Raw genomic sequence first — 14,696 nt, forward strand, 5'->3', positions numbered from 1 at the left:
CTAGGCGGAGCTGAACTCGTAGGAGATGCTTTCCGAGGGCTCCTGGAGGAAATAGCCCTGAATGTAATTGACCCCGACGGTCCAGAGGATGGCCAGGCTGTTGGCATCCTCCACCCCCATGGCGATGGTCTTGATGTTGTGTTGCCTGGCCAGCGCGTTCAGTTCATTCAGCTGATCCTGTTGGTCCTGCCTGGAGGCCAGCTCCTGCATCAGTTCAAAATCGAACTTCACAAAATCCACCTCCAGATGCTTTAACAGGGTTTCCGCCTTCGGGCTGGCGCCGAACTGATCGATGGCCAGCTGGCACTTGATCTTTTTCAGGCCCTCGATCAGTTTCTTCGCGGACTGGATATGATTGCGCAGATCCCGCTCATGTATCTGGAAGGTGATCCAGGGGCCCTTGGCCTTGTGCTTGCGCAGGCAGTCACAGATCCACAGCAGCATGCCGTCATCTTCCAGGCCGGCGCTGGAGATATTGATGAAGAAGTTGACCTTCTTGCCCTCCTTGCGCTGTTCCGCCAGTTCCTGGATCGCCCTGTTGATGACCCAACGATCCACTTTGGCCATCTGTTCCCCCTGCTTGGCATGGCGGATGAAGTAGTCGGGAAGGATCTCCTCATTATTGTTGTCCAGCAGCCGGGTCAGCACCGCGTAGTGTTCCCGGCTGTCCCCCTGCAGGCTGACGATCGGTTGATAGACCAGGCGGAAACGGTCGTTTTCCAGGGCATGCTGGATCAGCTCATTGATGCGCGCCTCATCGCCGGTATTATCTTCCCCGTAACTGGCCTGCATCTCGCCGGCGTCGTAGAGGGAGTAGCGGTTGCCGCCGGAATTGCGCGCCGCCTCGTAGGCGTGATAGGCGCGGTTGATGAAATCCTGACTGCCGCTGATCTCCTGATCCAGCAGCGTGACGCCAATACAGCAGGTGACATTGGTCTGCTGATAGACATACGCCTCGACCAATTGCCGCAACCGCTCCGCCATGGTCTCCGCGTCGACCGGGTTCTGCTTGTCGCTCAAAATGGTGAAGGTGTGATCACCGAAGCGCGAGAGCAGCTCCTCCTGGTCGATGTGGGTGGCGAGAATCCGTGCCAGCTCCTTGAGCAGCTGGTCACTGGCGGTGATGCCGATTTCAGCGCGGATCTCGCGGAAGCCATCGATCACGATGTAGAACAGGGAACAGCTGCCCCCGGTTTCACGCCGCGCCGCGAGCGTCTGTTCCATCTTGGCCATGAAATACTGCCGGTTGGACAGGCCGGTCTGGGAATCCTGGTTGCTCAGTAGTTCAATGGTCTGTTCAAGCTCCTTGCTCTGCGCCTCATTGCGGATCACCAGTTGGGTGCAGGGTTCGCCGTCGTAGGTGGCGGGCGAGAACTCCAGCTTCGCATCAAAGGTCTCGCCGGCGCTGTTCTGGCAGGCGATGCTGAGTTCGCTGTGCTCGTCACCCAGGGTTCTGAGGAACGACTTGATCCGTTTATGGTCCTTGGGCGAGACCATGTCGAGGATAGGCAACCCCTCCAGCTCACCCATGTCGACGAAACCGAACATCTGCAGGTAGGCCGGGTTGGCCTGCATGTGCATCCCTTCGTGTATATAGGCGATGGCATCCTGGGAGCTGTCGATCAAGGTATTGCAGCGCGCTTCGGCCTCTTTCAGTTTCTGCCGCGTCAGGGCCAGTTCCTGGCGCACCCGCCGATCTTCCGACTCGCGCCGGATCACCAGTTGCAGATGATCCGGGTCGCCGCTGGAGACCACGTCCCGCGCCCCGTCACGCATCGCCTGGAGAAGGATTTCCGGATCGGTTTCCGGATCCTTGTAGAGCAGGATATAAGGTGCGTCCTGATAAGCGGCCCGGAACAGCCGGGTGGTGGATGCCAGCTTGTCGCTGGTCTCCGGCAGGGAGAGCAGGATCAGTTCGGGTTGCCCGCCGTCGACGAGATCGAGCAACGTCTCCTCATCCGCGGCAAATGTGGGATGGATTACCAGACCGGCATTGCGCAATGTACTGATGTAGGTCTCGGCCTCATTGAGGGAGGGCTCGACGACCAGAAGGCTTATCGGTATGTCGGTCTCGGAGTATCCATTCATAGTAGGTGTCGGGTGTCCAGTGTATTGAATCCACAGCCCATGCATCTCTACAGCATGGGCCAGATAGTGTCGAAGTCTGTGTCGTCATCCGCCAGGTCGTCGCCGTTGCCGGTCTGCGCATCGAGGTAGCTGAAGTGAAACTGGGCGAAGGCGCCGGTCGTCTCAAGTAGCTGAGTGAGCCTGGCCTTGCGTTCGGCCCCCTCCTCATTGACGATCATCACCAGATCACCGGTCTTGAACGGCAGGGTGGGCAATATCAGACAGGCGGGCTGATCCGAAGCCGCCAGTTCCGGCAACAGCAGGGCCTTGTGAGGGTGGCTGGCCGGGTCATCGCCTTCCAGGTAATGAATCAGCACCGCGGCGGCGCTCGGGGCGATCATCTGCAGGCCAAGCTGTAGCCCCTGGCCGGACAGGTTTCTCGCCCAGCGGCTGATGCCGATCGCAAACAGCCGCTTGTTGGTGGCCGATTGTACGCCGATGACTTCGCCGATCTTGATCTTCGGTGCATCGATGCCCTGCCAGTGGATGCAGTAGCCACCGGCGCTCTCGTTGATGGTCTTGCAGGAGTAGGCCTCATGCTGCTGCTCGGATGGCCGGGATGCCCAGAGGGGGGCGCTACCCTTTCCGGAGCCCGGTTCATTGACACTGCTCGCGATGATGGTCTCCTGGATCGATTCATCAAATCCCTCCAGGCTCAGCTTGTGTCCCGCCAGGGTGTAGGATGAGCGGTCCAGCAGGTCGCCGGCCGGCTGATCCATCCACTCCAGCCCCCGGCCCGGCCGTTGCGTGGCTGCCGGTTCCTCCGCTGTGCCGTCGCCGATCAGCAGGTAGTGGATAGCGGTCACGCCCACGGCCACTTTCAATTCAAAATTGAGCCGGGTGCGGACAAACTCCCGTTTCGGGGCGGAACTCAGGATCTGGATCAGCCGACGCAGCAGAGGTCGGGAGGGCCGGGGATCCGTCAGCCCCATCTCGGCGGCGGCGTCATCCGCCGGCAGGGTGTCGCAGGTTTCCCGCAACATGTCTACCAGCGGCTGGGTATTCAGCACCCGGCGGGAATCGGCGGCCTCCTCGTTCTCAAGCGCATGGTGGAGGGGCGGGGAGTCCGAAGAGAGCCTGGCCACAAAGTCGAACTGGCTCAGCGGTTCGGCGCCCGGCAGGCGCAGGGTCGTGCGGTTGCTCCAGTCATCCAGGGCGTGCGACACGCACTCGATCTCCCGCTGCCGCAGCCGGTAGGGTGAGCAGATGGAGAGCAGCAGCGCCTGTTTATACAGCGTGGCGATGGTGCTGATGGTGTCATCGTTCCTGCCATCCCTGACCGGCACTTCCTGGATGCCGTTCTGCTCGGCAAAGGCGTAGAGGCGGTGTATCTCTTTCCACACCGTGGCCGGGACCGGGTCATAAACAATCACCGACTGATAGATGACCCTGGAGAGCAGACGCATCACCCGGTGAACGGCGATGATCAGCAGTTTGCGATCGAATTTTGCCGAACCGCCCGCGACCATGGTCTCGATGAATATCTTGTAAGCGAGGGCCAGTTCGGTATGCAGTTCCCGACAGAGTACGGCGATCTTTCTGCTTTTTGCCGAGAGCGGGAAGGGTGAATCATAATAGTATTTGCGCAGGTTGTCGGATATGTAGTCGATCGGGCGGCAGAACAGTTCGGCAATCTTGATACGGTTCAGATTGGGGACTTCAAGCCGGTTGAATTCGACCAGGGCCTTGAATACCTGGCGCGACGTTTCACCCACATTGGCCACCGGCAGACTGCTGATCCAGGTGGTGGCATCCTTCGGTTTAAGCAGCAGCGAATCTGCGGGCGCGGCACTGCGCTCAGGCATTTTAAAACCGAGTGTGTTCTTAGTCTCCATGAAATCGTTATAATCCTGACAAATGGAATTCAACAACCGACCAACCACACGCATTTTACAGTATTATTATCGGCAGGTTCAGATCCTACTATAGTAAATATTTGATTGTAAGCGGGTTCAGCCCCAGCGGGTGGCGGCGTGGTGGCTCAGAATGCCGGCTGCTTGGAGGCCGCGCCCGCCACCTCCCGGACCATTCGGGGGACCAGGTAGCCGGGCAGGTTCGCCTGCAGTGCCTGCTGCAGGCGTCGCGCCTCGGCGGCCTCCACCTCGAAGTGCGCGGCGCCGGCGACCCGGTCAAGCAGATGTAGATAATAGGGGAGTACCCCGGCCTCGAACAGCGTCAGGCTGAGTTCGGTCAGGGTGGCGGCGTTGTCGTTCACCCCCTTGAGCAGCACCGACTGATTGAGCAGGCTGACGCCCGCCTGCCCGAGCCGGCGCAGGCCGCGGGCGAGTTCCGGGCTCAGCTCCCGGGCATGATTGATGTGCAGCACCAGCACCGGTTGCAGGCGTCCGCCGGCGAGCCACCCGGTCAGCTCTGCCGTCAGGCGCGAGGGGATCACCACCGGCAGGCGGGTATGGACACGCAGCCGCCGCAGGTGCGGGATCGCCTCCAGCCGAGCGACCAGTCCGGCGAGTTTTGCATCACTCAGAGTCAGGGGGTCGCCGCCACTGAGGATGATTTCATCGATCTCTTGTGCCTGGCTGATGTGGTCGATCGCCTGCTGCCAGCGCTGCCGCAAGACGGCGGCCTCCTGGTACGGGAAGTGGCGCCGGAAACAGTAGCGGCAGTTGACCGCGCAACTCCCATTGGCGATCAGCAACAGCCGTCCCCGGTATTTGTGCAGCACCCCCGGCACGATCGCCTTCTCCAGGTCACCCACCGGGTCCTCCACGAAGCCCGTGGCCGGCAGGTTTTCCGCGCCGAGCGGCAGGACCTGGCGCAGCAGTGGGTCGTCCGGGTCACCTTTTACCATCAACTCGGCAAATTCCCGCGGAACTTTCAGGCCGAACCGCCGCGCCGCGGCACGCGCGGCCGGCAACAGCTCCCGATCCAGGCGCAGAAACCCGAAGAACGCATCGACGTCGCCGAAGGCGTTGGCCAGCGATTGCTGCCACAGGGGAGTCTGACAGACAGGCTCTATTCGATGTATCATGCGCGTTTTCCAGTCGGCTGTTTGGTGAGGACAAGATGGCAACGTATAGTACCAGTGAGTTCAAGGGTGGGCTAAAGATCATGCTCGATGGCGACCCCTGCTCCATTATTGAAAACGAATTCGTGAAGCCTGGCAAAGGCCAGGCGTTCAACCGGGTGAAGATCCGCAACCTGAAGACCGGCCGCGTCATCGAGCGCACCTTCAAGTCCGGGGATTCGGTCGAGGCCGCCGACGTGATGGAGATGGACCTGCAGTATCTCTACTCGGATGGCGAGTTCTGGCACTTCATGCATCCGGATACCTTCGAGCAGGTGAGCGCCGACGCCGCCGCGGTCGGCGATTCGGTGAAGTGGCTCAAGGATCAGGACATGTGCACCGTCACCCTGTGGAACGGAACGCCGATCATCATCGAGGTGCCCAATTTCGTCAACCTGACCATCACCGAGACCGATCCCGGCCTCAAGGGCGATACCTCGGGTGGTGGCGGCAAGCCGGCGACCCTGGAGACCGGTGCCGTGGTGCGGGTGCCGCTGTTCGTGCAGACCGGCGAACTGATCAAGGTGGATACCCGCTCCGGGGAGTATGTCTCGCGGGCCAAAGAGGAGTGACTTGGGGCAGCGCTTGAACCTAGATTCCTCAGTTGACCGCTTCGAGCGGCATGTAAGCCATTAATATGCAAAAAGTTACTCTGCAATCGTCGACCCACCCATCGGGTGAAGGCCGCTACGACCGCCAGTGCACGCACCGCGCGGCGTCTGGCTGCGTTATAACTCGTTGCAATAGAATGACTATTACGCCTCGTTATGCCTTGCCAGACACCACGCTGCACGCACCCTGGCGGCCGTCCAACTGAGGATTCCAGGTTGAACGACCGTCAGACCGGTTCCGGGGTGTCTCCGGCGGCGTCCATCGAGACGCTCCGCCTGCGTGCCCGGGTGATTGCGCAGATCCGGGCGTTTTTCCAGCGCCAGGGCGTGCTGGAGGTGGAGACCCCGGTCTGCTCCCGGGCGGCGACCACCGATCCCGCCATCGAGTCCCTGGTCACCCGCTATACCGGTCCCGGTGCCCCGGGCGGCCTGCCGCTCTACCTGCACAGCTCACCCGAATTTCCGATGAAGCGCCTGCTGGCCGCCGGCGCGGGCCCGATCTACCAGATCTGCAAGGTATTTCGTGACGGAGAGGCGGGGCGACTGCACAACCCCGAGTTCACCCTGCTGGAGTGGTATCGCCCCGGCTTCGATCACCATCGGCTGATGGACGAGGTGGAGCGGCTGGTCGGTGGGTTAATGCCGGAACCCGCGGTTGCCCGGCGTCTCAGCTACCGGGCGCTGTTTCAACAGCGGTTGCAGATCGATCCCCACCCGGCCACGGCCGAGCAACTGCGCAACTGCGCCCTGCAACAGGGCGTGCCGGGTGTGGACCGGCTGGACCTGCCGCAGCGCGACGCCTGGCTGGATCTGCTGATGACCCACTGCATCGAACCGGCCATGGGGCCCGGGCTCTGCTTTGTCTATGACTACCCGGCCAGCCAGGCGGCCCTTGCCCGGGTGCGGCCCGGCAGCCCGCCGCTGGCGGAACGCTTCGAACTCTACCTGGATGGTATCGAACTGGCCAACGGCTTTCACGAGCTGACCGATGCGGCCGAGCAGCAGCGTCGCTTTGAGCGGGATCTGCAGGCCCGCACCGCAGCCGGTCAGCCGGTCGTACCCATGGACCGCCGGTTCATCGACGCCCTGGCCCGGGGCCTCCCCGACTGCGCCGGGGTGGCGTTGGGGATCGACCGCCTGATCATGCGCCTGGCCGGCGCGGACCATATCGAACAGGTGATCGCCTTTCCGCTGTCACGCGCCTAGTAGTCTTCCAATGTAACTGCTCACTTACCGACCGGGTGAGCAGTTACCTTCCAGTTTAATATTGCCGGGTAAAGCTGTTTCAGTTTTGTAGGGTGGATAAGCCGGTAGGCGCATCCACCATTGCCGCGGTGAGGAGTGGTACAGGATGCACCGTTTACGGACCTAAGGATGGAATGAACGCAAATCAGGGGCCGGGCGGGTCGATATCCAGCAGCGGGGCGGCATCGATACTCTCCGCATCCATCATGGTGGCGACGCGCTGCAACGCGGAGAGGATCTGGGTCTTCTCCCAATCCTCCAGCGCCTCGAACCGTTCAATGAACTTCTCGTGCAACAGCGGCGGGGTGGCGAGCAGGATCTTCAGGCCTGCCTCGGTCAGGCGCGCATTGACCACCCGCTTGTCCACGCTGCTGCGCACCCGCTCGGTCAGTTTTTTATCCTCGAGACGATTGAGAATGGTGGTGACGGTGGCCTGACTCAGGGACACATCGTCGGAAATCCGCTTTACCGTGACGTCGCCCAGGGCGTTGATGGCGCGCAGCACCATCACCTGGGGGATGGTCAGTCCACAACTCTTCACCATGCGTTTTGACTGCAGATCGGTTGCGCGAATGATGCGGCGCAGGGAGACGAGCACGTCATGCCAATACTGATTTTCGGCCATGAGTTGGGTCAGGTTGAATTTGAAGGGTGGGGAATTATAGCCAGTTTTCATATTTCAACCAATTTTCAACTAATGGTTTGGACTCTAAACATTAGAAGTGTAATAATAACCTATTAAAATTACCATGAGAAGGGCGCGGCGGAATTCGCCGGGACAGTCGGCTGGCGCGGGCTGCCGTGTCGACAACAGGAGTTTGTCATATGTGTGGATTCGCCGGGATATATGCCCCCGGAGTGGCTGAATCGAATGTCGCCCGGGTAGCGAGTATGACCCGCAAGCTGGCTCCCCGGGGCCCCGACGGCGAGGGGATTGTGACTCGCAACGGGCTGGCCCTGGGGCATCGCCGCCTCAAGGTGATCGACCTGTCGGAACATGCCCAGCAGCCGATGGTGGATGCCGAACTGGGCCTGGACCTGGTGTTCAACGGCTGTATCTACAACTACCGTGAGCTGCGCGAGGAGTTGCAGGGCCAGGGCTACCGCTTCTTCTCCCAGGGCGATACCGAAGTGGTCCTCAAGGCCTACCACGCCTGGGGAATCGAGTGTGTGAAGCGATTCAACGGCATGTTCGCCTTCGCCATTCACGAACGCGACACGGGACGTCTGGTGCTGGCCCGGGACCGGCTCGGCATCAAGCCCTGCTACCTGGCGGAATCGGCCGGACGGCTGGCCTTCGCCTCCACCCTGCCGGCGCTGCTGGAAGCGGGCGATATCGATACCGGTATCGACCCGGTGGCGCTCAACTATTACCTGAGTTTCCATGCCGTGGTGCCGGCGCCCTTTACCCTCCTGAAGGGGGTGCGCAAGCTGCCGCCGGCGACCATCCGGGTCTACGAGAAGGACGGCTCGCATCGCAGCGAGACCTACTGGCGGTTGCGCGTGGGTAGCCGCGAGGAGGACCGCTCGGTGAGCGCCGGGGAGTGGCAGGAACGGGTACTGGAGGCACTGCGGCGCGCGGTGCGCCGGCGCATGGTGGCGGATGTGCCGGTGGGCGTGTTGCTCTCCGGCGGTCTCGACTCCAGCCTGATCGTCGGTCTGCTGGCGGAACATGGCCAGACCGGCCTGAGCACCTTCTCGGTGGGTTTCGAGGAGGCCGGTGGCGAGAAGGGGGACGAGTTCCAGTACTCCGATCTGATCGCCGAACACTTCCAGACCGATCACCACAAGATCATTGTCCCCTCCAGCCGCCTGCTGGAGACCCTGCCGGAGACCTTCGGTGCCATGTCCGAGCCGATGGTCAGCTATGACAACATCGGTTTCTACCTGCTCTCCCATGAAGTCTCGAAGCACCTTAAGGTGGTGCAGTCGGGGCAGGGTGCCGACGAGGTGTTCGGCGGCTACCACTGGTATCCGCCGCTGCTGGAACCAGGCGCCGGAGCGGCCGATTACCGCCGCCTGTTCATGGACCGTGATTTCGACGAGTACGCCACCACGGTCCAGTCCGAATATGTGCAATCGGACTTTGCCGGTGCCTTCATCGAACAGCAGTTCGCCGATGAGAATGGCGGCAGCGCGGTGGACCGGGCGCTGCGTCTGGATACCACGGTGATGCTGGTGGATGACCCGGTGAAACGGGTCGACAACATGACCATGGCCTGGGGGCTGGAGGCACGGGTGCCGTTCCTGGATCACGAACTGGTGGAGCTGGCTGGCCGGGTGCCCGCCGAACTGAAGGTGCGCGACGAGGGCAAGTGGGTGCTCAAGGAGGCGGCGCGGCAGGTAATCCCGCACCAGGTGATCGACCGGCCCAAGGGGTATTTTCCGGTACCGGCGCTAAAATACATTGAAGGGCCTTACCTGGATTTTGTCCGGGACGCCCTGAACGACAGCCGGGCCATCAATCGCGGGCTGTTCAACCGCGACTACCTGACCAGGCTGCTGGATAAGCCGAAGGACCACATTACCCCGTTACGGGGTTCCAAACTCTGGCAGGTCGCCCTGCTGGAGCTTTGGCTGCAGACCCACCATCTCTAGGGTACAGAGCAATGACCAAACCAGAGAAAGGAATGGATGGTAATCTGAATATCGAGCAGATGGGATCACTGAAACACTGGGGGGAACCCCCCAGTTCGATCGCCGACGAACTGGACAAGCAGGCGGTGGTCGACTGCGGATGGGGCCGGCTGATCTTCGGTCAGACCTTCCGCTCCAGCCGCCAGCTGGCCGACCAGCTGCGGGATGAACGTCTGGGGCGCCGTGATGTAGCGCTCTACAGCCGCGACCCCCAGGTGGTGGTCTCCCAGGCGCCCCGGGAGCTGTTTATCGATCCCTCCCTCACCTACCGCCTGAACCTGGAATACGCCGAGCTGGCGGATGTGGCGCCCGCCGGCATCGAGATCCGGCCGATAGCCGATGCCGCCGATATCGAACAGGTCAACCGCATCTACAAGGCGCGCGCCATGGTACCGATGCGCGAGGAGTTCTTCGACTATCAGCAGTCCCATCCCGAGTTGCGGATTCTGCTGGCGGTGGAGGAGCAGAGCGACCAGGTGGTCGGCTGCGTCACCGGGGTGGATCACTATCGCACCTTCGCGGATCCCGACAACGGCTCCAGTCTGTGGGCACTGGCGGTCGATCCCCAGTGTGAGCACGCCGGTGTCGGCGAGGCGCTGGTGATCGCCCTGATCAACGCCTTCAAGTCCGCCGGCCGCTCGTTCATGGACCTGTCGGTGATGCACAACAATGCGCAGGCGATCCAGCTGTATGAAAAGCTCGGTTTTTTCCAGGTGCCGGTGTACTGCATCAAGACCAAGAACGCGATCAATGAGCAGCTCTATATCGGCCCGAAAAACGACGCCAAGCTGAATGTCTATGCCCAGATAATTGTCGATGAGGCCTATCGACGGGGCATCGTGGTGGATATTGTCGACGCCGCCGGCGGCTTTTTCGACCTGAGCCTGGGCGGTCGCACGGTCAGCTGCCGCGAGTCCCTGACCGATCTCACCAGCGCGGTGGCCATGAGCCGTTGCGACGACAAGGCGGTGACCCGGCGGTTCCTCGCCCGGGCCGGCCTGAACGTGCCGGAGCAGGAGCTGCTGCGGGACGAGGCGCAGGCGCTGGCATTCCTGCAGCATCACCAGCGCATCGTCATCAAGCCCGCGCGCGGCGAACAGGGAGTCGGCGTCTGCGTCGATCTGAGCGAGTCCGGCGAGGTGATTTCCGCCTATGCCCAGGCCGCGTCTCTCTGCGACCGGGTGGTGGGCGAACGTTTCGTGCCGGGTGAGGATCTGCGCATCATCGTGATCAACGACGAGGTGGTGGCGGCGGCGGTGCGGCGGCCCGCCTCGGTGGTGGGGGACGGTGAGCACACGGTGGCCGAACTGATCCGCAAACAGAGCCGGCGGCGGGCGGCGGCCACCCAGGGTGAGAGCGTGATCCCGATGGATGAGGAGACCGAACGCTGTGTCAACGACGCCGGCCTGGCCATGGACCGGGTGCTGCCGAAGGGGCAGCGCCTGAAGGTGCGCAAGACCGCCAACCTGCACACCGGCGGCACCCTGCAGGATGTCACCGAGCGGTTGCATCCGGCACTGGCCAAGGCGGCCATCCGCGGTGCCCAGGTGCTGGACATGCCGCTGGTCGGGTTTGATTTCATGGTGCCGGACGTGGAACGCCCGGAGTACGCCATCATCGAGGCCAACGAACGCCCCGGGCTGGCCAATCATGAACCCCAGCCCACGGCGGAAAAACTGCTGGACATGCTGTTTCCGCAAACCACCCTGGCACATCACAGGTGATGCATGAAGATACTGGATATCGATCGCCGCTACCTGCGCGAAACCCTGCTGGAACTGCTGCATATTCCCAGTCCCACCGGCATGACCGACATCGTGGTGCAGCTGGTCTGCCACAAGCTTGAGGCGATGGGGGTAGAGTATGAGCTGACCCGGCGTGGGGCGATCCGCGCCAACCTGTATGGCCAGGTGCACTCGCCGGACCGCGCCATCGCCGCCCACCTCGACACCCTCGGGGCGATGGTCAAGAATCTGAAACCGAACGGCCGCCTGGAGGTGGTCTCGGTCGGCACCTGGCCGGCGCGCTCCGCCGAGGGGGCCCGGGTGACCCTGTATATCGACAAGGGGGTGCAGTACCGCGGCAGCCTGTTGCCGCTGAAGGCCTCCGGTCATGTGTTCGGCAAGCAGGTGGATACCCAGGAGGCGAGCTGGCAGAACCTGGAGCTGCGCCTGGATGAGCCGGTGCACAGCATCGGCGCACTGCAGCAGCTCGGTATCCATCCGGGGGACATGATCTCCATCGATCCGCAGCCGGAGTTTCTCGACAACGGCTTCTGGATCTCGCGTTTTCTCGATGACAAGGTGGGGGTGGCGGCGGTGCTGGCCGCCGCCAAGGCGATCAGCGATGCCCAGTTGCGACTGCCGATGGACTGCCATCTGCTGTTCACCATCTCCGAGGAGACCGGGGTCGGCGCCTCGCATATCCTGCATGGCGACGTGGCCGAACTGCTGGCGGTGGATAACGGCACCATCGCCCCGGGGCAGAACACCTCCGAGTACGGTGTCACCATCGCCATGCAGGACTCCAGCGGCCCGTTTGACTGGTACCTGACGCGGCGCCTGATCTCGCTGTGCCAGACCTGTGGTATCGAACACAGCCGCGACGTGTTCCGTTTCTACCGTAGCGACTCGGCCTCGGCGGTGGAGGCCGGCAACGACATCCGCACCGGGCTGATCTGTTTCGCCCTGGACGCCTCCCACGGCCATGAGCGCACCCATGAAAAATCGGTCCTGGCGGTGGCCCGGCTGCTCGCCATGTACATGCAGAGCGGTCCGCTGTTCGAGCGCGACGAACGGCCCCTGGGCCCGCTGGACGATTTCCCGGAAGATCCCACCGACTGGGCCGACGACCTCAGTGTGGACAAGCCGGAGTCCGAATAGCCGATTACGCCGGGGGTGGCAAAGCTGCTCAATATGGGGATCCTTTGAAACTACCTACTTACAGACCGGGTGAGTGGTTACGATACTTTTTGCTATTTTTGATGCGGTCTGATTCCGACTCCAGTGCATTGAAATTCGGGAATTTCCCGAGAAACATTCGATGGCCAAAGGGATCAAGTTTCCATCCTGCTTGCCGACAACAGGTTCACGTGCACGATTCCTACACCGTGAATGGGGAGTATGGGAACTATATTCGATATCAAAACGGAACAGGTACGGCTTGTTTACAGCGCCATCCCGTTCTCCACGCTGACCATTTTCATCAACAGTACATTACTGTGCATCGTCCTTTGGTCAGTCACCGACAACAAATTACTCTTCCCCTGGCTGGCTGTTACCTATCTTTTATCGGCACTTCGATTGGGGTTGTACCGAAAATTCAAGCTCACTAGTCCCGCCCCGGCCAACATCCTGCTGTGGGAAAAACGGCTCCTGATCACTACCGTTCTATCCGGCCTGCTCTGGGGCATGGCAAGCCTCGTGCTATTTCCCGGTGACGACATCGCCCATCAGGTATTCCTGGCTTTTGTGGTTGCCGGCATGAGTGCTGGCGCTGTCACCACGCTCTCGGCCCACACCACCGCCTGCCTGGCGTTTATCAGTTTGGCGTTGCTCCCCGTTGTCCTGCGCTTCTTCTCGCTGGGCGATTCACTCGGATATACCATGGCGTTCATGTCGGCGCTTTTCCTTGTCATGCTGATGATCACCTCAATACGTCTCAACCAGACGATTTTGGGGGCTCTTGAGATGCGATACAGACGGCAGGTCGCGGAGGCGACCATCCAGCGCCAGGCACTCTACGACACCCTGACGGATCTCCCCAACCGACGCATGTTTTTTGATCGCCTGAAGCAGGAGCTGGCCCGATCACAGCGACACAGGCATCTGGGTGTGGTCATGTTTCTCGATATTGATCACTTCAAGAAAATCAATGATTCACTCGGTCACCTGGTCGGAGATGAACTCTTGATTGCGATCGCTGACCGGCTAAAAGGGCGCCTACGCGACGAAGACGTTATCGCGCGTCTTGGTGGAGATGAGTATGTGATCCTGGTTCCCGATATTGGGGATGCCCTGGAAGGGGCCACGCGCCGCGCCCAGTTGTTTGCCGAAGAGTTGCTGACACTCATCCGCGGGCACTTTGATATCAGGGGGCACCATCTGCATGTAACGGCCAGCATTGGCATTACACTCTTTCCCCTGCAACAGAAAAAACCTGAAGACCTTCTGCAGCAAGCTGATACAGCGATGTACCAGGCAAAGAAAGAGGGGCGCAATAGCGCATGCTTCTTCCTACCCAACATGCAGGAGGCAGCCAACCAGCGTTTATCCATTGAAAAAGGTTTGCATCAAGCCCTCGCCAGGGATGAGTTTGAACTCTACTATCAGCCTCAGCTGGATAGTCACGGTACACTCATCGGCGCCGAGGCACTGCTGCGCTGGCATCACCCGGAGCGTGGCGCGGTTTTACCCGGAGAGTTCATCAAGATTGCCGAGGAGACCGGGATCATCCTGGAGATAGGCGAATGGGTGTTGAGGGCGGCTTGCAGGGCTATCTCGGCGCTCTCCCTGTATCACATGACGATATCGGTCAACGTAAGTCCCAAGCAGTTCAAGGATCCCAATTTTGTCGAGCGGGTGAACAGGGCGCTAAACGATACCGGTGCGGATCCCCATCGCCTGCGTATCGAGATTACAGAAAGCACCGTCATCGACAATATCGAGCAGACTATTGTCCGGCTACAGCAGCTGAAGAGACTCGGGATCAGCTTCTCCATCGATGACTTCGGCACCGGCTACTCCTCCCTTGCTTACTTGAAGCGCTTGCCTGTGGATGTCATCAAGATTGATCAGTCGTTTGTGCGTGACATCGAGACCGACTCCAACGATGCGGCTATTGTGGAGACCATCATCGTGATGGCCAAGCATCTTGGTCTGGGTGTGGTGGCGGAGGGCGTGGAGACCGATGCCATGCGCAATTTCCTGCTATCGAAGGGTTGTCACCAGTTCCAGGGCTATCTGTTCAGCCGCCCTCTGCCTCTCCATGCATTGCAAAGCCGGTACCTGACCGGCCAGGCACAGCCGGTTAAGCCAAATGTTCCTGTTTAG

At 61.1% G+C, this 14,696-nt stretch carries 10 protein-coding genes; 6 read left to right on the forward strand and 4 right to left on the reverse strand.

Features of this window, described 5'->3' with window-relative positions; translation table 11 throughout:
• The 3 genes from O9K64_RS00100 to epmB all read right to left on the reverse strand — a co-directional run bounded on the left by O9K64_RS00100 (window position 1) and on the right by epmB (window position 5,116).
• A complete protein-coding gene (locus O9K64_RS00100) occupies window positions 1-2,088 on the reverse strand; it encodes an EAL domain-containing protein (RefSeq protein WP_275096026.1) in 2,088 nt (695 codons plus the stop codon).
• A 47-nt stretch (window positions 2,089-2,135) separates the two neighbouring features.
• A complete protein-coding gene (locus O9K64_RS00105; protein ID WP_275096027.1) occupies window positions 2,136-3,962 on the reverse strand; it encodes a hypothetical protein in 1,827 nt (608 codons plus the stop codon).
• A 146-nt stretch (window positions 3,963-4,108) separates the two neighbouring features.
• Window positions 4,109-5,116 carry an EF-P beta-lysylation protein EpmB gene (gene epmB, locus O9K64_RS00110; RefSeq protein ID WP_275096028.1) on the reverse strand — a complete coding sequence of 336 codons (1,008 nt, stop codon included), beginning with the start codon at window positions 5,114-5,116 and terminating at the stop codon, window positions 4,109-4,111.
• Window positions 5,117-5,151: 35 nt separating this feature from the next.
• On the opposite strand from epmB, the gene efp reads away from it, so the two are divergent.
• Complete coding sequence (gene efp, locus O9K64_RS00115; protein WP_275096029.1) at window positions 5,152-5,724, forward strand: elongation factor P; 573 nt, start codon at window positions 5,152-5,154, stop codon at window positions 5,722-5,724.
• Between the two features lie 255 nt (window positions 5,725-5,979).
• A complete protein-coding gene (gene epmA / locus O9K64_RS00120) occupies window positions 5,980-6,969 on the forward strand; it encodes an EF-P lysine aminoacylase EpmA (RefSeq protein WP_275096030.1) in 990 nt (329 codons plus the stop codon).
• 184 nt (window positions 6,970-7,153) lie between these two features.
• Here epmA and O9K64_RS00125 read toward each other — a convergent pair whose 3' ends face one another.
• On the reverse strand, window positions 7,154-7,684 hold the full coding sequence (locus O9K64_RS00125) for a MarR family winged helix-turn-helix transcriptional regulator (RefSeq protein ID WP_335342203.1): 531 nt from the start codon (window positions 7,682-7,684) through the stop codon (window positions 7,154-7,156).
• A gap of 149 nt (window positions 7,685-7,833) precedes the next feature.
• On the opposite strand from O9K64_RS00125, the gene O9K64_RS00130 reads away from it, so the two are divergent.
• The 4 genes from O9K64_RS00130 (at window position 7,834) to O9K64_RS00145 (ending at window position 14,696) form a co-directional block, all read left to right on the forward strand.
• Window positions 7,834-9,606 (forward strand): N-acetylglutaminylglutamine amidotransferase, encoded by a 1,773-nt coding sequence (locus tag O9K64_RS00130; protein WP_275096031.1) that lies wholly within the window; start codon window positions 7,834-7,836, stop codon window positions 9,604-9,606.
• An 11-nt stretch (window positions 9,607-9,617) separates the two neighbouring features.
• Window positions 9,618-11,369, forward strand: coding sequence for an N-acetylglutaminylglutamine synthetase (ngg, locus tag O9K64_RS00135; RefSeq protein WP_275096032.1), 1,752 nt, complete (start codon window positions 9,618-9,620; stop codon window positions 11,367-11,369).
• A 3-nt stretch (window positions 11,370-11,372) separates the two neighbouring features.
• Window positions 11,373-12,527 (forward strand): osmoprotectant NAGGN system M42 family peptidase, encoded by a 1,155-nt coding sequence (locus O9K64_RS00140; protein ID WP_275096033.1) that lies wholly within the window; start codon window positions 11,373-11,375, stop codon window positions 12,525-12,527.
• A 240-nt stretch (window positions 12,528-12,767) separates the two neighbouring features.
• Window positions 12,768-14,696 (forward strand): putative bifunctional diguanylate cyclase/phosphodiesterase, encoded by a 1,929-nt coding sequence (locus tag O9K64_RS00145; protein WP_275096034.1) that lies wholly within the window; start codon window positions 12,768-12,770, stop codon window positions 14,694-14,696.

Source organism: Sedimenticola hydrogenitrophicus (assembly GCF_029017505.1).
Lineage (GTDB): Bacteria > Pseudomonadota > Gammaproteobacteria > Chromatiales > Chromatiaceae > Sedimenticola > Sedimenticola hydrogenitrophicus_A.

What these genes read in the sequence shown, in the direction of transcription:
- O9K64_RS00105 (WP_275096027.1), bottom strand. Translation starts at nt 3,962, where the DNA reads ATGGAGACTAAGAACACACTCGGTTTTAAAATGCCTGAGCGCAGTGCC.
- O9K64_RS00100 (WP_275096026.1), bottom strand. Translation starts at nt 2,088, where the DNA reads ATGAATGGATACTCCGAGACCGACATACCGATAAGCCTTCTGGTCGTC.
- O9K64_RS00130 (WP_275096031.1), top strand. Translation starts at nt 7,834, where the DNA reads ATGTGTGGATTCGCCGGGATATATGCCCCCGGAGTGGCTGAATCGAAT.
- efp (WP_275096029.1), top strand. Translation starts at nt 5,152, where the DNA reads ATGGCAACGTATAGTACCAGTGAGTTCAAGGGTGGGCTAAAGATCATG.
- O9K64_RS00145 (WP_275096034.1), top strand. Translation starts at nt 12,768, where the DNA reads ATGGGAACTATATTCGATATCAAAACGGAACAGGTACGGCTTGTTTAC.
- O9K64_RS00125 (WP_335342203.1), bottom strand. Translation starts at nt 7,684, where the DNA reads ATGAAAACTGGCTATAATTCCCCACCCTTCAAATTCAACCTGACCCAA.
- ngg (WP_275096032.1), top strand. Translation starts at nt 9,618, where the DNA reads ATGACCAAACCAGAGAAAGGAATGGATGGTAATCTGAATATCGAGCAG.
- O9K64_RS00140 (WP_275096033.1), top strand. Translation starts at nt 11,373, where the DNA reads ATGAAGATACTGGATATCGATCGCCGCTACCTGCGCGAAACCCTGCTG.
- epmB (WP_275096028.1), bottom strand. Translation starts at nt 5,116, where the DNA reads ATGATACATCGAATAGAGCCTGTCTGTCAGACTCCCCTGTGGCAGCAA.